Source organism: Bacillus sp. YBWC18, from assembly GCF_002998775.1.
GTDB lineage: Bacteria > Bacillota > Bacilli > Bacillales > Bacillaceae > Bacillus.
The window spans coordinates 197,715-220,542 of the sequence record NZ_PVRI01000006.1 but is presented as its reverse complement, the minus strand read 5'-3'; the positions used below and the strand labels follow the sequence as shown (position 1 = coordinate 220,542).

Annotated in this window: 10 protein-coding genes; all 10 read left to right on the top strand. The window is 43.9% G+C overall.

The window, feature by feature from the left end; translation table 11 throughout:
* Positions 1 to 13: 13 nt before the first annotated feature.
* From C6348_RS16650 to C6348_RS16605, 10 genes are read left to right on the top strand one after another with little or no spacing between them, the layout of a single operon-like run.
* The gene (locus tag C6348_RS16650; RefSeq protein WP_223251590.1) at positions 14 to 1,528 is read left to right on the top strand and encodes a serine hydrolase domain-containing protein; all 1,515 of its coding nucleotides are present in this window, start codon (positions 14 to 16) and stop codon (positions 1,526 to 1,528) included.
* A complete protein-coding gene (locus C6348_RS16645) occupies positions 1,491 to 2,471 on the top strand; it encodes a C39 family peptidase (protein WP_106043776.1) in 981 nt (326 codons plus the stop codon). The genes C6348_RS16650 and C6348_RS16645 overlap by 38 nt, the downstream gene beginning before the upstream one ends.
* A complete protein-coding gene (locus C6348_RS16640) occupies positions 2,468 to 3,178 on the top strand; it encodes a thioesterase II family protein (RefSeq protein WP_106043775.1) in 711 nt (236 codons plus the stop codon). Before C6348_RS16645 ends, C6348_RS16640 begins: the two co-directional genes overlap by 4 nt.
* Positions 3,175 to 4,032, top strand: coding sequence for a 3-hydroxyacyl-CoA dehydrogenase family protein (locus C6348_RS16635; protein WP_106043774.1), 858 nt, complete (start codon positions 3,175 to 3,177; stop codon positions 4,030 to 4,032). The genes C6348_RS16640 and C6348_RS16635 overlap by 4 nt, the downstream gene beginning before the upstream one ends.
* A 14-nt stretch (positions 4,033 to 4,046) precedes the next feature.
* Positions 4,047 to 5,102, top strand: a complete 1,056-nt coding sequence (locus tag C6348_RS16630; protein ID WP_034664698.1) for an HAD-IIIC family phosphatase — start codon at positions 4,047 to 4,049, stop codon at positions 5,100 to 5,102.
* 27 nt (positions 5,103 to 5,129) lie between these two features.
* Positions 5,130 to 5,399 (top strand): acyl carrier protein, encoded by a 270-nt coding sequence (locus C6348_RS16625; RefSeq protein WP_034664694.1) that lies wholly within the window; start codon positions 5,130 to 5,132, stop codon positions 5,397 to 5,399.
* Positions 5,386 to 6,528, top strand: coding sequence for an acyl-CoA dehydrogenase family protein (locus tag C6348_RS16620; RefSeq protein WP_034664692.1), 1,143 nt, complete (start codon positions 5,386 to 5,388; stop codon positions 6,526 to 6,528). Before C6348_RS16625 ends, C6348_RS16620 begins: the two co-directional genes overlap by 14 nt.
* A gap of 19 nt (positions 6,529 to 6,547) precedes the next feature.
* Positions 6,548 to 15,637: a hybrid non-ribosomal peptide synthetase/type I polyketide synthase gene (locus tag C6348_RS16615; protein WP_106043773.1), complete on the top strand. Its 9,090-nt coding sequence runs from the start codon at positions 6,548 to 6,550 to the stop codon at positions 15,635 to 15,637.
* A 20-nt stretch (positions 15,638 to 15,657) separates the two neighbouring features.
* Positions 15,658 to 18,327, top strand: coding sequence for a non-ribosomal peptide synthetase (locus tag C6348_RS16610; RefSeq protein ID WP_106043772.1), 2,670 nt, complete (start codon positions 15,658 to 15,660; stop codon positions 18,325 to 18,327).
* Entirely contained in the window at positions 18,320 to 22,825 is a 4,506-nt protein-coding gene (locus tag C6348_RS16605) for a type I polyketide synthase (RefSeq protein ID WP_106043771.1), read from the top strand. The genes C6348_RS16610 and C6348_RS16605 overlap by 8 nt, the downstream gene beginning before the upstream one ends.
* Positions 22,826 to 22,828 lie beyond the last annotated feature (3 nt).

Genomic DNA, 22,828 nt, shown 5'->3' with positions numbered 1-22,828 from the left:
GCATGTTATCTACATGTCATGTTTATTAGCGGTCTTATGGATAAGCAGCTTTGCTGGGGGGACACATGCAAAAGCAGTGATTTCACCTAAAGACATTGATCAAGTGATAGAGGAACAGATGAAGCTTGGGCGCATTCCAGGCATGTCCGCTGTGGTTGTGAAAAAGGACGAAGTGGTGTACCAAAAAGGCTTTGGTTATGCGGATCGAAAGAAAAAGGAGCAAGTGACAGCCAGTACTTTCTTTGAAATTGGTTCTACATCAAAGGCGTTTACCGCCCTTGCTATTGTGGAGTTAGAGAAGCAAGGAAAACTTCATATAAAAGATCCGGTGAGCAGCTATATTCCAGGTTTTTTTCCAACATACCATGGAAAGCCTCAGCGTTTGACGGTGGAGCAATTAATGCATCACACAAGCGGCATTCCCTTTCAATCCATTGCGCTTATCCAGCCTGATACTGCAAAGGATGCGCTGAAAAAAACAGTCCATCAGCTGAAATCAATTGAGCTTAATCGTAAGCCAGGCAGCTCCTTTGAATATGCCACCATCAACTATGATGTCCTTGGTCTCATCATTGAAAATGTAACAGGAACGTCATATGAGGCTTATATGAAAGAACTATTTAAAAGGCATCACCTTGACCAAACGGAGGCTGGGCTAAAACGCATGAAGTCCGGTGTTGTCTCAGAAGGATTTAAACTGCATTTCCTTGCTCCGTATGCTTATGAAGCACCAGAATATCGAGGCAACACCCCTGCAGGCTATATTGTGATGAATAGTCAGGATGTGGGGACTTGGCTGCAATATCAATTGACCGATTCAACTTGGTCTCGTTTTGTAAAAAATCCGGATTACTTAACTGTGAATGTCCCAGAAGAAGGGAAGCATGTCTATTACAATGCCGGCTGGTATATAGAAAAGGCGCATGAGCAGGTGTCATCACTTTTTCATGCAGGCTCTAACCCAAACTATTCATCATTTTTTCTGATCCAGCCAAAAGAAGGCGTTGCTATTGGAGTGTTAGCAAATATGAATAGCAGCTACACAGAGCAAACGGCACGTCTTATTGCCAATACGATTACGGGCACAAATGAAGAAGCAGAATCATCGATGGATCCTTTTCAGCTCATTGATCAATTGAGTCTTGCAGCCACATGTCTTTTTATTTTACTGCAAATGGTGTCTGTCGTTCGTTTTATCAAGTGGAAAAAGCGTGTAAGAAACGGCGCTTTAGTTCGCAGGGACATGTCACTTGGCGTATGGCTGAAAAGTAGCGTCTGGGTGGTGCTGCTAATTGGGATATTGCTCCTGCCAATGATTCTTTCGCAGCTAGCCTTTAATGGGCTGCCTTGGAAAATGACTTTTGTATGGGGACCTTCCTCTCTCATTGAATTAGCGATTTCTTATTATTTGTTTTTCATTTGGTTTTGTACGATTGGTTTCATCAAAGGATTTATGGTGACATCTACTGCTGGAAAGAGAGGAAAAAAAGATGACCGTCAAACAGATTTCGGGCATTCATCCTTATAATGATTTGTTTTATCGCAGCTGTTTCTTCAATTGCTTTTTTCCAATTGTGAAGCTGCATGATCAAGAAGTCGCTCCATACTTATTAAATGATCTATTTGCCTATGGGCTTTCAGAGGACGGCTTGCTGCAGATTGACTGGATGTCGGCACACGATCCAGAAAAGATTATGAATTTACAAGGCATTCAAGTCGAAAAAATGACGTATTGTGCAAATCTCATTGAAAAGGTCAAACAAGATGTGACGTGTGACCGCCCTGTGATTGTGTGGGTAGACCCTTACGTTCAGAGAGGCAGGAAAGAGTATTTGACAACCCATAGCCGTCATTCAATTTTAATTACGGGTTTCGATGAAAATCAGCAAACCTTTCAAGTGTTAGAGAATCGGCATTTAGATAATTTGTCTTATGAGCATCAAGTGCTGTCATTTAAAGATGTACAGAAAGGGTATGACACCTTTCATGATCATTTTCAGCCGAATGATCAATTTCATTCTTATGCGTCCTTCTACTTTGAACCGGACAAGCTCTCGACTGAATTATTTGATCAAAAAACGACTTATTTCCTGAGAAATATGCATGGTCAGATAGACGTAATCGAAAAAGGAATCACAGCTCTTGAAACATTTTATGAGCAGTATCCGCAATTGAATGATATCGAGAAGCTCGTGGCGTCGTTCAATCAGATCATCAATACGAAGAAAGTGGAGCTGTATCGGCTGAATCTCATCAAAGGCGATCTACCTGAGCTGGTGGGATGGATGGAACGTATTGTATCAGAATGGGAGAAAGCGAGGCATCAGGCAGCAAAACTCCTTTTCTCAGGTGAGATGTCTAGTAGGTACCAAGCCAATATCAAAGCTTCTTTAGAACAAATCATTCATGATGAAAAACACTGGCTGGAAGCGTTGGCAATCAAATGCAAAAGGGAGTGTGGCGTGTCGTGAAGTTATTTTGCTTACCGTACGCAGGTGGGGCAAGTACCGTATTCAGTACGTGGAAATCTTATATAGACCAGTCGATAGAAATTCATGCCCTTGAACTCCCTGGGCACGGGACAAGAATGACAGAACCTGTTCTAACCGATTTACAGCAGGTCGCAGATGATCTTTATGTACAGGCGTCCTCCTCCTTAAAAGAAGGAGAGCCCTATGCCATTTTCGGTCATAGCATGGGAGCCGTCCTTGCGTATGAATTACAAAAAAGAATGAAAACAAAGTTAAACAAAGAGCCTGTCCATGTCTTTTATTCTGGGCGCTTTCCACCACATATTCCAGAAAAGAAAGTCTATCATCAACTGTCAGATTCCAAACTAAAAGAGGCGATCATTGCAATGGGAGGCGTTCCTGAGGAACTTGCCGATAACCATGCAGTGCTTGATTTCTTTCTGCCGATTTTAAGAGCAGACTTTCAGCTTTTGGAGACCTATCTGTGTGATGAAGTCGTTCCAGCTGCTTGTCCAATTTCTATTTTTTATGGTACACGTGATTTGCCTTCTGTGCTGTTCGATTTAGACGATTGGGATCAATATACAAGCGAAGATTGTGCGTTTTTTGAATTCGATGGAGATCACTTTTTTATTCATTCATTAACAAATGAAGTCGTAGAAAAAATCAATGTCATTTTAAAGCGAATTGGAGTGTTGGAGAAATGAACACGAAGCACGTAGGTGTGATTGGAGCAGGTGTGATGGGGGCTGATATGGCATTAGACCTTTCAGCAAATGGCTATCAAGTCACATTAGTTGATGTCACAGAAGAAAAACTAAATGAAGCGCTGGAAAAAATCAAGAAGACCTATCAACTGGTTCAATTTGTGAGAAAGAAGAAAATCTCATTGTCTTTAGAAGATGTATTGTCTCAAATCCAGCTGTCAACTTCACATGAAGGCTTACATGACGCGCATATCGTCATTGAAAATGTGACGGAAGATTGGGAGATTAAAAAACCCATTTATGAAGAGCTGCGAGATATTTGTGCGAAAGAAACCATCTATTTTGTAAACACGAGCTGTATTTCGATTACAAAGGTAGGGTCCCTTATGCATCACCCTGAGAAGGTCATTGGGGCGCACTTTATGAACCCTGTTCCTCTTAAAGCGTTGGTTGAAGTGATTAGAGGAAAAGCAACTTCTGATGACACAGTTGAAACCGCAAAAGGTTTCTTGAAATCGTTTGATAAAACACCTGTTGTGGTGCATGATTTTCCGGGATTTGTTTCCAACCGTGTGCTTATGCTGACAATCAACGAAGCGATTTGGGCGGTGCAAGATCAAGTCGCCACACCAGCAGATGTCGATAAAATTTTCCGCGGAGGTTTCGGCCATAAAATGGGACCACTTGCGACAGGGGACTTAATTGGACTTGATACGATTTTGAATTCATTGCTTGTTTTATACGAGAGCTACAAAGATCCGAAGTTCCGTCCATGTCCTCTACTTGTCAAAATGGTCGACGCAGGCGAGTACGGCAAAAAATCAGGTAAAGGCTTTTTCCAATATGACATGTGAGAGGAGAAAAACAAATGGCTAAGCAAATCAAGTGTGTTGTCTGGGATTTAGATCATACATTATGGGATGGAATTTTACTTGAATCAGATGAAGTGATGTTAAAGCCTTCGATGAAGGAAGTGCTAACAGAATTAGATGAGCGCGGTATCCTTCTTTCTATTGCAAGCCGGAATGATGAAGCAGCCGTGAGGGAAAAGCTCTCCGCCTTTGGGATCGAGCATTTCTTTCTCTATCCAGAGATTCATTGGAATGCCAAATCTAGTTCTTTAGAGAGAATCAGCGAGCGCCTAAATATTCATAAAGATACCATTCTCTTTATTGATGATCAGCCATTTGAACGAGAGGAAGTGAAGGCTGTTCATCCAGAGATTACGTGCTGGGATGCAGTGGATTATATGTCATTACTCACTGATGATCGGCTGCGTCCAGTCTTTATCACAGAAGATGCCAGACGACGCAGAAGAATGTATTTAGAAGCGGACCAAAGGCAGCAGGAAGAAGAGAAATATGAAGGGCCGCCTGAGAAATTCTTGGCGTCTTTACATATGAAATTCGTGATTTCAGAAGCAGGAGAACAAGACCTCCAGCGAGCTGAAGAGCTGACCGTCCGTACCAATCAATTAAATGCGAGCGGGAAAACCTATGATTATGAAGAACTTGATTTCTTCCGTCAATCAGATTCTCACTTGCTGCTTGTCTGTGAACTTGAAGATAAATTCGGTTCCTATGGAAAAATTGGACTCTCATTAATAGAAGAAACAGGCGACACATGGCATGTCAAACTGCTGCTTATGTCTTGCCGCGTCATGTCTCGTGGTGTCGGGACCATTTTACTCACAACGATTTTGCAAGAAGCGAAAAAGCGAGGAAAGCGCCTTGTAGCTGACTTTAAACAAACCGACCGAAACCGCATGATGTATATCACATACAAGTTTGCGAATTTCAAAGAAATCGAGAAGGGGGAGGATGGCTATATCTTGTTTGAAAATGATTTAAGCATGATTCAGCCTTTCCCAGAATACGTAGATGTCAATATTGAATTAAATCAGAAAGATCCAGCCAAACAATAAAAAAGCGAAAAGCGAGGAGATTAAATCATGAACCTACACGAACAAGTAAGAGCCTATATCGAGCAAAACCTAGTGGTATTTGATGAGGAAATTGAGCTTGGAAATGATGATCATATTTTTGAACAAGGCTTTGTCAATTCTCTATTTGCGATGAAACTAGTGAACTATATCGAACATGATTTTCACTTCCAATTAGATAACGAAGACCTCGACATTGCTCATTTTAGTACGGTCAATCGCATTGTCGCCTTAATTGAGAGAAAACAACAGGGGGCCGCTCTTCATGAAAACAGCTGAACAAACGATCGATGCCATTGAAGAAATACGACAGTATTGCGATGAACATATCCGTCCTTTTGCCAATGAATTCGATGAGACGGAACATTTACCAGAGTCGCTCATTCGAGATATGGCGAAAAGAGGCTACTTGGCAGCAGGTATACCGTCTTCCTATCAAGGGCTGGGGCTTGATCCAATAGCATATGGACAGTTCACGGAACAAGTGGGAAAAGCTTGCTGTAATGTACGGACATTATTGACAGTGAATTCACTCGTAGGAGAAGCCATTCTTCGTTATGGAACAGAAGACCAAAAACAAGGCTGGCTTGTTGAATTAGCTAAAGGAGAAAAAATCGGTGCCTTTGCTTTGTCAGAGCCGAATATTGGTTCAGATGCCAATCATGTTGAAACAAGCTATCAAAAAGAAGGACAATCCTATGTATTAAATGGGAAGAAAAAGTGGATTTCCTTTGGTGCGATTGCAGATTTCTTTATTGTGATTGCAAGAGACGGTGAACAAGTCACGGCATTCCTTGTCGATCGAGATCAGCCGGGTGTAGAGATTGAGAGAATTACAGGAATGATGGCCAATCGAGCATCATATTTAGCGGAAATCACTCTAGATCATGTCCAGGTGCATGAAGACTGTGTCTTAGGACCTGTTGGGGGCGGATTTAACCACGTGGTGTCACTCGCATTAGACCATGGAAGATACAGTGTCGCTTGGGCAGGGCTTGCCATCGCACAAGAAGCCGTTGATTCTCTTGTCACGTATTCACGTAAAAGAACACAGTTTAATGAAAAATTGTACAAGCATCAAATGATCAAAGGCATGATCGGAGATGCGGTTACCCAGCTCCATGCAGCGAGAGCCTTATGCCTAAAGGCTGGGGAAATGAGAGAAGCGAATCATCCTGATGCAATCACAGAAACATCCATTGCAAAATATTTCACCTCTAAAATCGCCGTTGACATTACAAATACAAATGTCCAAATCCATGGCGGAAGTGGATTTAGCCGGGAAAACTCAGCTTCAAGACTATATCGTGAAGCGAAGGTGCTTGAAATTATTGAAGGAACTTCGCAAATTCAGCAGCAGGTTATTGCTAACTATGGTTTACGCCATTATTTCGTGAAACATTCTTAGAGAGAAAGGAGATGATCCCATGGCTTTACAGCCGCAGAAGCTGGATAAACAGAACATTGAAAATATGTTAGGTATCACTACGATCCAAGAGGGACTGCTGTTTCATCATTTAATGGAACCGAACGGAACAGCTTATTTTGAACAACTGCTGATCGAAATAGACGGACCGATAGATCGAGACATTTTTGAACAATCATGGACGAATGTCACCAAACAGCATGAAATGCTTAGAACATTGTTCAGATGGCAGGAACTCGCAAGACCAGTACAAATTGTGCTGAAGCAGCACCAGCCAGACATTCGATATCGAGATTTGACACAAGCTAAGGAGCCTCTTCATGTGCTGAAAGAGGAGGTGACGGCACAGAACCGAGAAGAACGCTTTGATCTGCAGGAAGTCCCATTTCGCCTGACGTTATGTGAAGTGAATGATGAAGTAAGCTGGGTTCTCATTAGCTTCCATCACATTTTATTGGACGGATGGAGCCTTGGGATTGTATTAAGCGATTGGATGAGTGCATATGAGCGCTTATCGAATGGGGACAAACCTCTTCTTGAACAAAGACCGCCCTACCAATCATTTGTCAAATGGCAGCAGAAAAACCTTCAACAGACAGAAGCACAAGCCGCCTATTGGAAAAATGTTTTCAATGGCTGGAGTTATGCAGAACTGCTTCCGAAGTCAAGCGGCGCATATGAAAATTCAGAAGTTTTTCATCAATATGAACATCAAGTGGATACTTCCATTGCGGAGAGCCTGAGCAAATTCACGAATCAATATGACGTGACGCTCGCATCTGTGATGTATACGCTGTGGGGAGTTTTGCTATCTAAGTATGCCAACCAAGATGATATTGTCTTTGGGACAACAGTATCAGGGAGAAATGCGGATGTCCCTCATATTGAAAAGATGACAGGGCTGTTCATTAACACATTGCCGCTGCGGGTCTCATTCGAACAAGGGCGGCCGATTCTTGAACAGATGCAGGAAGTGAGTCGTGAGATAGCTGTAAGAAATGAATATGAACATACACCGCTATCTGATTTAAAGAAATATGCAGGAATGACGGCAGAGCAATCGTTATTTGATTCAATCGTCGTCATTGAAAACTATCCACTAGATCAAATGCTCACGAAAAACGATCAGCCTATTCGTATTCGTGGATTTGAGATGACTGAGCAGACAGAATTCGATCTCACGCTTAGTGTCCAGGCGTTTGATGATCAGCTGCACTTTTCATTGGTGTATAACCCCGTCAGCTTTTCAGCTGAACAAATCGAAAAGTGGTGTCAGCATTTTCTTCATCTCCTGTCTGATGCCTGTGCTCATCCGCACAAATCTGCTGCTCAGCTACAGCTGCTATCAGAAGAAGAGAAAGAAAAGCAATTAGCGGTCTTCCGGCAGTATGGCGGGGCAACATCTAGCAATGAACCAACGGTGATTGACCTTTTTGAAGCACAAGTGGAACGAACGCCAGCGGCAGCCGCAGTTGAGTTTGGCGATACGACGGTTACATATGAACAACTCAATAAGAGAGTGAACCAGCTCGCACATTATTTACAAAACAAAGGAGTCAAACAGGAGCAGCGTGTCGGCATTTTAGCAGAGCATTCCATTGAAATGGTGATAGCATGCTTAGCGATCTTAAAAGCTGGCGGTGCATACGTGCCGATTGATCCTGAATACCCGCAGGAACGAATAGAATATCTATTAGAAGACAGCGGAGTAGAATGGCTCTTAACTCATCCAATTAAAGGGCTCACCTATGCTTATCATGGAGAAAAAATTGATATCACACAGCCGGATCTATACACCGGACCATCAGACAACTTGGCAGAAGCCATCACCTCAGACCAAACAGCCTACTGCATTTATACATCAGGTACGACCGGAAGACCTAAAGGTGTACTCATTCATCATCTTGGCTTAGCCAACTATATTGATTGGGCGAAGCAAGTATATGTTCGAGGAGAAACAAGGCATTTTGCTTTGTATACTTCACTGTCCTTTGACCTGACGGTTACTTCTATTTTCACGCCGCTCATTTCAGGAAATACCATCATGATTTACCACCATGAAAACCGGCAGCTGCTTGTCGAAGACATCATAAAAGATAATCGCGTACATGTGATGAAACTGACACCATCTCATTTACAGTTTATTAAGCATTTGTCTTTCCCAGACAGCCAAATGAAATGTTTCATTTTAGGCGGAGAACAGCTGGAAACATCTCTAGCGAAATCCATTCAGCAGTCCTTCCCGCAGCCAATTGAAATTGTGAATGAATATGGACCAACTGAAACGGTGGTTGGCTGCATGATTCATCGATATGACCAGGATTTTGATCAAGACGTGTATGTACCGATTGGAAAGCCTGCACAGCATACAGATATTCTTCTTTTTGACAGACATATGAATCTCATGCCGGAAGGAACCGTCGGTGAATTATATATTGGGGGGAAAGGTGTCGCAAAAGGGTATTTGAATCGACCGGAACTCACCGAAGAAAGGTTTGTCGATCACCCTTTCCAGCCAGGTGAAAAAATTTATAAAACAGGTGATGCAGCCCGCATTCTGCCTAATGGGCTCATTCAATTTTTAGGTCGAAATGATGATCAAGTGAAGCTGAGAGGCTATCGTATTGAAACAGGTGAAATTGAATTTTGGCTGAATGAACAGCCAGGTATGAAAGCAGCAGCTGTTGTTGTAAAGCCAGATGCTTCTGGTACACCATGTTTGGCCGCATATGTTGTCACGACAGCCAGACTTGATCAAGCTGCAATGAAACAAGCGTTGGCTGATCAGCTGCCGGATTATATGATCCCAACTCACTTTGTTCAATTGGATGATATGCCCCTGACTGCCAATGGCAAACTAGATAAACGGGCATTACCTGCTTTGAAACAGGCGCAGCAAACGAATAAGCAGGCGGGCGCTGCCCATCTTTCTGATACTGAGAAAGTCATTCAAGACATCTGGAAAAAAGTCCTCGGCTTAGATGAGGTAAGTGTTCATGACAAATTCTTTGACATTGGCGGGCATTCACTCAACTTAATCCACGTCAATCAACAGCTCGCTAAGCAATTGAATCAAAGTATTCCAATGGTTGAAATGTTCCGCCGTCCAACGATTAGAGAGCTTGCCGCATATTTAAGCGGCGATTCAGAGCAGGTAGCGGCAGGCACGCAGCCTGTGAAACAAAAGACAAGAAAAGCCAATGAGCCGATTGCCATTATTGGAATGGCTGGTAAATTCCCTGGTGCGAAAAATGTTGAGGCATTTTGGCGAAATTTGAAGAATGGAGAAGAATCAATTTCCTTCTTTTCCGATGAAGAACTGCTTGAAGCTGGTATTGACCGTCAGACCTTCGAACGGCCCGATTATGTGAGGGCAAAAGGTGTGATTGATGGACCTGATTTATTTGATGCATCCTTCTTCGGCTATTCGCCAGGTCAGGCAGAAATGATGGATCCTCAAATACGCCTCCTGCATGAGTACGCCTATAAGGCGCTGGAAGATGCGGGGTATGTGCAAGAAGATTATACGGGTAAAGTTGGGTTGTTTACTGGGTCCACATCGAACTTTCAATGGATTCAGCGTTTTGCAGCTTCCCTTGATAGCAGCATGTCAGAGCTGTTTGAAGTGGGTTCACTCAATGATACGTATACTGTGAGTACAAGAATTGCCCATAAATTGAATTTGAAAGGACCGGCGCTCACGCTGCAAACCGCTTGTTCGACTTCTTTGGTCGCCTTGCATTTGGCCTGTCAATCCATTGCAAATGGTGATTCAGATGTAGCACTTGCGGGAGGTGTGTCGATCCTGCACCCAGTGAAATCAGGCTACGTTTATCAGCAGAACATGGTGAAATCAAGCGATGGCCATTGCCGCGCCTTTGATGATCAAGCAGATGGAACTGTTGGAGGAGATGGTGTTGGTCTTGTTGCTTTAAAAGCACTTAGTGAAGCCATAGAAGATGGTGACCAGATTTATGCGGTCATTAAGGGCTCTGCTATTAACAATGATGGTGATCAAAAGGTTGGTTTCAATGCTCCAAGCGTTGAAGGACAGACACGTGTCATTCAGGATGCCTTACATCAAGCAGATGTTTCACCAGATACGATTGAATATGTGGAAACACATGGAACTGGAACATCACTTGGTGATCCGATTGAAATAGAGGCGCTCACAAAGGCTTTCGACACAGAGAAAAAACAATTTTGCCGTATTGGGTCTGTCAAAACCAATATTGGACATTTGGATGCAGCGGCAGGAGCAGCTGGCTTGATCAAAGCTGTGCTTTCGCTTCAGCATCACACATTTGTACCTAGTCTTCACTTCAAAAAAGCCAATGAAAACATTGCATTTGAACATAGCCCTTTCTTTGTAAACACTGAGCTGACCGACTGGAAGCAGCCAGCTTCACATTTGCGGCGGGCTGGGGTGAGCTCATTTGGAATGGGTGGAACCAATGCACATGTCATATTAGAAGAAGCACCACAAAGAGATCGTCAGCAAATGCCTCGTTCTGCTGAGCTGCTTGTTCTTTCAGCAAAGAGCAAAACGAGCTTGGAACGAATGAAAGACAAACTCGTAAACCAAATAGAAAACACGCCTTCTATCAATTTGGCAGACGCAGCTTATACTCTGCAAACAGGAAGACAGTTCTTTGGTTTCCGTCAGGCATTTGTTGCGGCAAGCAGAGAAGATGCTTTGCGAGTATTAACAGAAAAGCAAGGCAAGGGCATTGGAAAGCTCATGCATTCGCATGTGGAGCAACAAAAGATTATTTTTATGTTTTCTGGACAAGGCAATCAATATCTCAATATGGGATTAGATTTGTACCGGGAAGAGCCTTACTTTAAGAAGCAAATGGATGCTTGTTTTCAAGCATATGAAGAAGCAACGGGGCGAAGTCTTGCCCGTATTCTTTACCCATTAGCGGCTGAAACAGACAAGGCGCGTGAAAAATTAGCAAGTACTCAATATGCACAGCCGGCCATTTTTGCCATTGAATATGCCTTATCCATGCTCTTCATTGAATGGGGCATTCGTCCTGATGCAATGATCGGCTATAGCTTTGGCGAATTAACGGCGGCCGCTATATCAGGGCTATTCAGCTTAAAGGACGCAATGTCCATGGTCGCCTATCGTGCGAATGCGATGCAATCGTCACCAGCTGGCGTCATGATGAGTGTTCCATTACCTGAGGCAGAGCTAAAACCGATGCTTCCAAAAAATATTTCTCTCGCGGTTGTCAATGATTCCTCATGTATCGTGTCAGGTCTAGAAGAGGCGATAAGTGAATTTGAACAAGAGCTGAAAAGCAACAGATTGATGTGTATGCGGTTAGGTGGAACCATTGCTGCCCACTCACATGTCATGAAGGAGGCAGCGGAGCAATTCGGAGAAAAATTAAAGCATATGAAAGCCAAAACACTTCGTATTCCATTTATTTCGAATTTGTCAGGAGATTGGATGACAGATACGAATGCGAAAGATATGTCTTATTGGAAAAGGCATATGACCGATACAGTTCGCTTTGCTGAAGGCATCACAAATATTTTACAAGAGGACAATATTCAATTAATTGAGATTGGACCAGGACAAGATTTAAGCGTGATGGTTAACAGGTCATTGAACGGCCTGAATCAGCATGTATGTCATGTGCTCAGACATGCAAAACAAGATGTGACGGATACAGAATTTTTACTTGGGCAGATCGGACGTCTATGGACAAACGGATTATCCATTGATTGGAACAGGTTCCATCTAAACCGTCAGCCGCGGAAAATGCCGCTGCCAACGTATGCGTTTGATCAAACTTCCTATTGGTATGATGCAGCAGATCGTGTAAAGCACGAAAAACCAAAGCAGTCTGGACGAAAGCAGCAAATGGATGAATGGTTCTATACCCCTCATTGGGAAGCGGGTCTTTTACCTTGCGTGCCATCAGATGATTCGTCTGCCGGAGCCTTGCTTTTGTTTGCAGAGCCATCTGCTTTCGGAGAGAAGATTGCGGCTGAGCTCCTGACGAAACGGAACGAGTTCGTAGTGGTTCGTAAAGGAAATGAATTTACGAAGCATGACGAAAAAAGCTATACCATTCGGTCACATGAGCCATCTGATTATGAAAGGCTCATATCAAATCTGGCAGATGACGAAATCAACGTGTCAGAAGTTTGTCATCTATGGGGGCTTTCAGAACGACAGCCATCTCACACGGAAGAAGAATGGGTGAAGCAAACGCAGCAAGATGCTTATTACTCCTTGCTTTATATCGGCCAGGCATTGAAAAAATATGTTTTGGACCAAAAGGTATCGATTACCGTTCTTTCCTCATTGACGTATGCCGTTGGCGGGGAGCCTGAACTTTATCCTGAAAAAGCGATCCATCTAGGACCTGCCATGGTTATTTCACAAGAAACACCGAACTTGCGTTACCGCATTCTTGATATTGATCGCCCGGTGGAAAATGGGGTTCAAGAAAAGCGATTGCTGAAGCAAATAAGCGATGAGCTAGATCGAGCGTATGGACAGCTTCTCACGGTCTATCGACGAAATAAGCGATATGTGAAAAAGTATGCGAAAGGTTCAGTTCCCGAAACAGGACATGCTCATTTGGCTAAAAAAGATGGTGTATACATTTTAATTGGCGGACTTGGGTTTATTGGATTGAATATCGCCCAGACTTTGGCCGAGCAAACGAAGGGAACTTTAATCTTAACGAGCAGGTCTGGACTCCCTGATAGAAGCAAGTGGCAAGAATGGCTGTCTACGCACGATGAACAGGATCCAACAAAGAAAAAAATACAAAAGGTAATGGCACTGGAAGAGACAGGCGCAGACGTTCTCATACAGAAAGTAGACGTTCGTCACAGGGAAGATATCCAGCAATTGATCAACACAGTGGATGCGTCATATGGACAGATCGACGGTGTGATCTATGCAGCTGGAGTGACAGGCGACCAATCTTTCCGGGTGATGGAGCAAACAGATGTCACATTTTCGGAGCCGCATTTTGAAGCGAAGATGAATGGCGTACTTCATCTTGATGCCGCCTTAGGTGATCGATCCCTTGATTTCTGTTTTGTACTGTCATCTTTGTCACCGATCTTGGGCGGACTCGGTTTTACAGCCTATACAGCTGTGAATCATTTCATCGATGCGTACGTGTATGAACGCAATCTACGTTCAGAAACACAGTGGTCTGTCATTAGCTTTGACGGCTGGGAATTTGAGCAGGGGAAGCAGCTCGATCTTCCAATCGGAGATGATGTCACCGAAACGTTAATTACAGAAAAAGAAGGAAGAATGATCTTTGAACGATTGCTTTCACTGGATCAAGTGGAACAAATGGTTATTTCGACAACATCTTTACATGATCGTATTCACAGATATGTAGACCGTTTATCCCGTGAGGAAGAGAGCGGCGGAGAGCATGTACAAGATGGAAACTTGTATTCTCGGCCAGCGCTTTCAACGAATTATGCGGCACCTGAAACAGAGCTGGAGAAGGAATTAAGTCAACATTGGCAAGCATTCTTTAAGATTGATGAAATTGGCATAGATGATCATTTCTTTGAAATGGGTGGAGATTCTCTTAAGGCGATTACCTTCATTGGCATCATTCATCGTGCATTTAGTGTAGAGCTGACGCTGCCACAATTTTTCCAAATACCTACGATACGATTAATGGCAGCATATATCGACCAAGCAGATACTGCTGCTTATCATGCGATTGAAAAAGCCGAAGTGAAGGAGCATTATCCTCTGTCGTCTGCGCAAAAACGGTTGTATCTCATGCAGCAAATGGATGTAAACAGCACAGGATACAACGAGTTTAAAGCGGGACGAATCAAAGGAAAACTCGATATCAGCAGGTTGGAATGGGCTTTTCAGCAGCTCATTAAGAGACACGAAAGTTTGCGGACAGCGTTTGTACTAGAGAATGGCGTCCCTTATCAAAAGATTGAAGAAGAGGTACCATTTGCAGTCACATTGTTTGACCTCACAAAGGGATCGACACAAGGATCTGAGGAAGATCAAAAACAAGTGATTGAACAATTTTTGACTGCCTTTACGTTAAGTGAAGCTCCATTGATGAGAGTCGGTGTGATGAAGCTGGCAAAAGAGGAATTCGTGCTCATGCTGGACATGCACCACATTATCTCAGACGGTCTTTCTCAAGATATTTTGGTCAACGACTTTATGCAGTTATATGACGGCAGGACGCTTGAGCCTCTCGCTCTGCAATATAAAGATTTTTCAGAATGGCAAAATGACATGCTTGCGTCTGAAGCACTGAAAGAATCGAGTGATTACTGGAAAAACCGGTTAGAGGGTGCCCCGCTACTTGATCTGCCAACAGATTTCGATCGGCCAGAGGTGAGACAATTCCGCGGTGGGCATTATACGTTCCGTATAGAAGAAGCAGAGCTGAACGCGTTTAAGCAAATGATTTTAAAAGAAGACGCCACTCTGTTTATGGGTCTGTTAAGTGTGTATCAGATTTTGCTTCATAAATTAAGCGGACAATCAGATATCACGGTCGGGGTTCCGGTAGCAGGCAGAAAACAAGAGGAGCTGCAGCAAGTCATCGGTATCTTTGTCAATATGCTGCCACTTCGTTTATATCCTAAAGCAGAGCTGACGTACCAGCAATTCCTTCAGGATGTGAAGGCACATGTCATCGGTGATTTCGGACATCAAGAATATCAATATGAACAAATGGTTCAAGACCTCCAGTTAAGCCGGAGTGTCAGCCGGAATCTATTGTTTGATGCTGTGTTCGCCTTGCAAAATATGAATCAGCCAGAACTGAAGGTAGGCGGTTTAACCTTTAGTGATTATCCGTATGAGACAGGAACGTCGCGCTTTGATTTACTCTGGATTGCGTATGAGCAGGAAGACGGTCTTTCTTCAACGATTGAATATAATACTGAGCTTTTCAGTGAGGAAACCATTCAGCGGATTGCAGGCTTGCTGAAAGACATCATGCGGGCTGTTTCAGCAGATGCGATGAGAATAGAAGAGATCGAACTGACTTCTTCATTCAAGCAATTAGACGACGTATCTCTTTTCGAATTAGATGACTTAAAAATATAAGTAAAGAGGTGAATGGAAGAGTGATTGAACATGATGATTTTCAACTGAAAGCAGCGGCGAAGGAAAAGGCGAGGGAAAGAGCCTACTGGACATCTATTTTATCAGGTGTCCAGCTTGATGGCCGCATTCCTCATACGGTTTCGCAAGCCAAGCCTGCTGAAATAAACCGTTCGCTTCATTCGTCCTTCCCGGTGGCTATGAACCATTCGTTAAAGCAATTATGTGGAGATTCTGATTTGCGCCTGTTTATCGTGCTGACCACAGCTGCTTTTGGCTTGCTTCAACGTTATAGCGGAAAAACTGAGTTGATGGTGACTGTTCCTACAATGGAACAGTCTGCCAATCAATCAGCCATCAATCATATGCTGGCGCTTAAGGCAGAGATTGAGCCTCATATGAGCTTTAGCGCAGGGCTAGAGGCAGTGAAACAATCGTTTCAGGAGGCAGTGCGTCATCAAAACTATCCTGTTCATATTTTAATGGATGAGCTTTGGCATTCAGTAGGAGAAGACAAGAAGCGTGTCAATCTGGCATGTGCGTTTGAGCCATTGCATGGGCATGCTGACCGAGAGCAGCTGCATGCGGATGTGCTCATTGTTTGGAAGAAAGAACAAGATTACCTTCATGCTGAAGTTCACTGGGATGCTTCCATTTATGACGATCAAATGATGGATCAGTTCTCCAGACATTTCATGACACTCACAGAGCAAAGTCTCAAAACGCCTGAACAAGCGATGAGCACACACTCATTTTTATCTGATATGGAGAAAAGTCAGCTGTTTGATTCGTTTCAAGGAGAGTCGCTCGCTTATCCAGTGGATCGTGATATTGTGTCGTTATTTCAAGAACAAGTCCAATTGCATCCAGCACGAACGGCTGTTGTGTTTGGCACCACCTCCTATACATATGAAGAGGTTGATGATTTATCGAATCGCATTGCACTTAGACTGTCTCAAAGTGAGATGACACGTGAGACTCCTGTTGGACTCAGAATGAATCGGTCTGCTGAACTGGTCATTGCCATTCTTGGCATCTTAAAGGCTGGCTATGCTTATTTACCGATTGATGTCCATCTGCCGATCGAAAGAATTCGGTATATGCTCAAAAACAGCGGTGCTGCAGCTATTGTCTCGGATGCAGAAGGACATGAAGGATTGGATGTCGAGGTTCATGTGATTCAAGACATGCTTCAAGAATCGCCAATAAAAGAGAATCTGGCTTGGTCTATTTCGCCTTCGGATATGGCGTATGTCCTGTATACATCAGGAACGACAGGGCATCCAAAAGGGGTCGTTATTGAACATCGTCATGTCATTAATTTGGTATATGGGATGAAAACGCGCTTTTTTGATCTGCTCCCTGATCCTTTGCAAGTAGGGATGCTGGCTTCACACATTTTTGATGCGTCTGTTCAAACATTGTTCCCGGCATTGCTCCTCGGGCATACGCTGCATATTGCCAAAGATGAAGTCCGTATGGATGGGCATGCGTTATGGTCGTTTTACCAAGAAAACCACATTCAGCTGTCTGATGTGACCCCTTCTCACTTAAAGCTGATGAACAAGGCAGCAGCGCAGTCAAAACAAGACCTGCCTGCTTTGAACATGCTGCTAGTGGGCGGAGAGGTGTTCACAAAAGAGCTGATGGATCAATTTTTACAGCATATATCAGGTGAAAAACCGATCATGATTAATGCGTATGGGCCGACTGAATGTACGGTTCAGTCATCATCCTTTTTGATTCCCCATGACTGGGACGAGCAGGTCATTCCTATTGGGCAGCCGATGCCGAATGAGCATATTTTCATATGTGACGCGCAAGGGGAGCCAGTTCCGATTGGCGTCTTTGGCGAACTATATATAGCAGGCGATGGTGTAGGTCGTGGGTACATCAATCACCCTGATCTGAGCAAGGAGAAATTTATCAAAAAACCAGAGCTGAGCAGCGGGATGTTATACGGTACGGGAGACCTTGCAAGATGGCGGTTTGATGGGTTGATAGAATTTGCTAAAAGAAACGATGGCCAAGTGAAAATCAGAGGATATCGAATTGAGCTCGAGGAGATCCGCAGAGCCATTCTTGATGACCCGCATATGCAAGGGCTGATTCAAGATGTCATTGTCATTCCTAAGGAAACGAAGGATCAGGACCAATACATTTGCGCATATATGATGGCAAAACAAGCGATAGATCAGCGTGCGCTTCGTCAGTCTTTAAGTGAAAGGTTACCAGGTTATATGGTGCCGAGGCATGTCATTCAAATAGAACAATTTCCTTTGAATCTATCAGGGAAATTGGATATCCAAGCACTGCCGAATCCAGAAGATCAAGTGGCAGGCAATCAAGAGGCGTTGACCATTCAAGCACATAATGAAACAGAGCAGAAGCTTGTTCGCATTTTCGCATCTATTTTACAAGTCCCTGCTGCGCAGATTCGTATAGATGAACCGTTTTTCGATTTAGGCGGGAACTCTTTTAATATCGTTGAACTGTCCAATAAAGTGAAAGAGGAATTTCAGCAGGAGCTGACAGTGATGGAGCTGTTCCAATATACAACTGTTTCGCAAATAGCCGCTCAATTGAGAAACAAAGTCTCAGGGCAAGAGAAACAGATCGAAAATGATGAAGAAAATGAAGCGGATGACTTAGAAAGTGCCGCTCAACTGTTAGGCGGGATGATAGATGAGTAAGTTCACAGGATTAGAGGTTGCAGTGGTTGGGATGGCCTGCCGTTTTCCGGGAGCAAAGAATATTCATCACTTTTGGGACAACCTTGCAAATGGAAGAGAGTCCATTACGTTCTTTTCGAAGGAAGAGCTGCTTGAGGCAGGGGTTGAGAAAGAAGCATTAGACCATGAGCAATATGTACGTGCCAAAGGAGCAGTCGATCAGCATGATCACTTTGATGCAGATTTCTTTGGTTATTCACAGCGTGAAGCAGAAGTAATGGACCCGCAAATACGCATGTTTCATGAGGTGGCATGGGAATCCCTTGAAGATGCAGGCTATAACCCTGAAACCTATCAGGAACCGATTGGTTTATTTGGAGCTGCTTCTGCGAATTTATATTGGCAAGCTGCTTCCATGCTGATGAGAACGAATCACTCATCTGAACAATTTGCGGCTGTTCAGTTAACAGATAAAGATTTCATGAACACAAAGGTATCCTACAAATTGAATTTGAAGGGACCGAGCGTAGCTGTTGATACAGCTTGTTCTTCCTCTTTGACTGCCATTCATATGGCGGCCCGCGCCCTGATTACTGGAGAATGTAAAATGGCACTCGCCGGCGGCGTCACCATTACGACCCCTCACAAAAAAGGATACATGTATCAAGAGGGCATGATCATGTCGCCGGATGGGCACTGCCGGACTTTTGATGAACAGGCAGAAGGGACCGTTGGCGGCGAGGGCTGCGGTGTTGTTGTGCTCAAATCATTAAAGCAGGCACTAAAGGATAAGGACCATATCTATGGCGTGATTAAAGGTTCAGCCTATAACAATGACGGCGGACGGAAGGTTGGCTACACAGCACCAAGTATAGAAGGACAAAGCGAAGTGATTAAAAAGGCACTCAACATCAGTCGTGTAGAAGCTGAGAGTATATCTTATATTGAAGCACATGGCACAGGTACGACTCTTGGAGATCCGGTTGAAATTGAGTCACTAAAGCAAGCCTTTCAAACGGATAAAAAACAGTTTTGTGCGATTGGGTCTGTGAAAACCAATATTGGTCATCTTGACTCAGCCGCAGGGATTGCAGGTTTTATCAAGACAACGCTTAGTCTGTACCATCAGATGCTGCCGCCTAGCCTTCATTATAAAAAACCGAATCCGAAAATTGATTTTGAATCAAGCCCATTTTATGTAAATACAACACCTGTACCATGGACGAAATCAGAGCAGCCGCTGCGTGCCGGGGTCAGTTCATTTGGAGTCGGTGGAACGAATGTACATCTGATCATGGAAGAGGCACTCGTCGCCGACAAACCGTCAGTAGAAAGAGATCATGAACTAATGGTGATTTCGGCAAGATCGAAGCAGGCGGTTCAAAAGTCTGCTGAACAAATGACATCTTATTTAAAAGAACATAAGCATGTCACACTATCCGATGCTGCATTTACCCTGCAAGAGGGACGAAAGCATTTTCCTTATCGACAAGCTTTTCTTGCAGGTCCGGGCCGCACATTCCAGTCAGCCGGCCAGCCGCAGAAGGCCTTTCAACAGCCTGCGGTCGTTTGGATGTTTTCTGGACAAGGTGCTCAGTATGTGAATATGGGCAAGGATTTATATGAGAAAGACCCTGAATTTAAACAAACGCTTCAGAAATGTTTTGCCATTATTTTATCGTTATCAGGTGTTGAGATCGAGAACGTGTTATATCCAACAACCGAAGAAGAGTTCATAAAAGCAGAACAACTCATGCAGCAAACATCATATACACAAATCATCTTGTTTAGTTTTGAGTATGCGCTCGCATCGAAGCTGATGGGACTAGGCATACGTCCGCATTATTTCATTGGTCATAGTATTGGAGAAATCACAGCTGCCTGCGTGGCCGGTATGATCAACCTTGAAGATGCCATCCGGATCGTTTTAAAAAGAGGCAGTTTGATGCAAAAAATGCCTCCAGGTGAAATGGCCGGTGTGTCACTCCCTGCCGATGAGATTGAACATGATCTTCCAGAAGGTGTCGAGCTTTCTGCAGTGAATAGCTCACAATTATCCGTTGTTTCCGGTTCTTCAGAACGGTTACAGATTTATCTCGAACAAGCCGAAAAAAGAGGAGCTTCTGTCCAAAAGCTGAAAACCTCTCACGCCTTTCATACGAGTATGATGGCTGAAGCGTCCGAACAGTTTAAGAACGTTCTCTCGGAGATCACCTATCAGCAGGGCGAGATTCCGATCCTTTCGAATGTGACAGGGAGCTGGTTAACAAATGAACAAGCCGCATCACCTGATTACTGGGCATCTCATATCAGGCAGCCTGTTTTATTTAGTCAAGGAGTAGAGACGTTACTTGGACTTGGAGAAGTGGTTTTCATTGAAGTGGGGCCAGGTCATACGTTAACTCAATTTGTGAGACGACATGATGACTATGATGTGAACAAAGCAGCGGCTGTTTCATTGGTGAGACATCCAAAAGAACAAGCTGCTGATGATGAATATATGAAAAAGGCTATAGGGAAGCTGTGGAGTTTCGGAGTGGAACCGAATTGGAGCGCTGTCAGAAAAGAAAAGGCCCTATATCGAGTGTCACTGCCAACATATCCATTCGAGCATCAAATATTCCCCTCTCCGCAGTTTAAAGCGGATCAGCTGATGACCGCTTTAGCGCCATCAGAAAAGGGGGAGAAACTCTCAGCTGATTTTCAAGACTGGTTTTACATCCCGGTATGGGAGCGCTCTGCACCTGTACTAAAAGAGAAGCATCATCAAGGGAAGCGTATCTTGGTTTTTGAGAAAAATGGTCATATTGGCGCTTATTTGAAAGAACGGCATGCAGAGGTTGTCAGCGTATGTCAAAGTGATCATACGATCAAAGAAAATGACCAGTTGATGAAGGCTGACGTTCATATGCTGTCACATTTAGAGTGGGTGATGGCTGAACTGCAGCAATCTGAATTTATACCGGAAGAGATCATCTGGATGCATGATGAACTAACAGAAGATACAGGTGATCAGCCAAACTACTTATCTGTGCTCGATCTCGTCAGGCTGATCAGCCAGTATCATAACACAGCCATCCGTCTTCATCTTGTGACAAACCAAGCGCATGATGTAATCGGGATGGAGAAGGTCAATCCTCTTCAAGCAACATGTACTGGGCTGGCTCTGACCATTCCTCAAGAATATCAGCATATTGCGTGTCAGCACATTGATTTATGTCAGGAAACAAAGGCGGACTGGCCGCTATTTCTTTCATACGAGGTTGCAATGCACGATCAAGATGCGGTCGTGGCGTATCGCGTGAACAGCAGGTGGGTTCGAAAGGCTTCAAGTACCCCTTTAAACAAAGAGGAATCGTCCAAGCAGCCTTTCAGGACTCATGGCGTTTACCTCATGACCGGCGGTATGGGGGGCATTGGCTTCACATTAGCTAAACATTTAGCAGAAACGTATCAAGCGAAACTTGTATTCATGAGCCGAGTACAAATACGTGAACGCTCTGCATGGCATGAGCTTCGTGATGCAGATGGGAAAGAAGCTGAGACCGTGAAAAAGCTGATGACTCTTGAAGAGTTAGGAGCTGATGTACAAGTTGTACACGGTGATGTGTCAGATCAAGATGCTGTGCAGAAAGCGGTCCAGCTGGCTCATACGTCATTTGGTGATTTACATGGTGTCATTCATGCGGCAGGAGAGGCAGATGGGAAGATCATCCAAGCAAGAACAGCAGACGATGAAATTCGCATGTGTCAGGCAAAAATCAACGGGACCTATGTGCTGGATGAAGCACTCAAGGATGAAACGCTCGACTTCTTTTTACTTTGTTCATCCCTTGTGTCCTTTCTTGGAGCGGCTGGACAAGTGGCTTATGCGGCTTCCAATGCTTTTATGGACAGCTTTGCTCATGCGAAGAGGCAGGAAGGGAAGCCAGTGATTTCTTTAAACTGGGATCGCTGGGAAAAAGTCGGTATGGCACACGACTCAGCATTAGTGGCCAAAGTCAATGACATGATGGCACTTGAGGAGCAGGCGGGAATTTTACCAGAACAAGGGATAAAGGCCTTTCAGGAAGTTCTGCGTCTAGATTATCCGCAAATTCTTGTTTCCGTTCGAGACATGGGTGAGAGAATGAAACATCGCTTAACACCAATGCAGCAGGAAGAAGAGCCGTCTCAAGAAATATCGCAGATCATAGATGATCGTCTAGAAGCATCATTGAGTGATGTACTCAGCTCCTTTTTTCATCATGAACCGGATGTGAATGAGAACTTCTTTGAAATGGGTGCGACATCCCTTGATTTGCTGCAGATGAGCGGTCATATCAAATCAATTTATGGCATAGAGGTTCCGGTGGTCATGATGTATAGCCATCCGACGATCGCGTCATTGGCTGCCGAACTGAAGAAGATACATGGAGTAAAGGAAGAAAAGAAAGCTGTCACTGAATCATCTAATCTCCGTAAACAGGCGATGGCAGATGGGAAAAACCGCCGTAAACAGAGATTAAAACGAAAATAGATG